Source organism: Cupriavidus sp. SIMBA_020 (genome assembly GCF_046535395.1).
GTDB classification, from domain to species: Bacteria; Pseudomonadota; Gammaproteobacteria; order Burkholderiales; family Burkholderiaceae; genus Cupriavidus; species Cupriavidus campinensis.
Map to the genome: position 1 here is coordinate 1 of NZ_JAWRWU010001454.1, position 243 is coordinate 243.

Genomic DNA, 243 nt, shown 5'->3' on the forward strand with positions numbered 1-243 from the left:
GTGCACGCGTTGCCGGCGGGCGGCCATCAACGGCTGCGCCCCGTGCACGTCGACGACCTCGCCGAACTCGTCGCGCGGCTCGTCGTTTCGCCGGCGGCCGGCCATTCGGTCATCGATGCGGTCGGCGCTGACGAAGTCGAATACCGCGAGATGCTGAGCGGCTATCGCGCCGCGCTGGGCTTCCCGCCGGCAGCCCGCATTGCGCTGCCGGGCCCGCTGGTCGGGGCGGCGGCCGCGCTGGTC

At 74.5% G+C, this 243-nt stretch carries 1 pseudogene; it reads left to right on the forward strand.

From position 1 onward, the window contains the following. A pseudogene (locus SB751_RS34385) lies at positions 1-243 on the forward strand (NAD-dependent dehydratase); the annotation flags it as partial.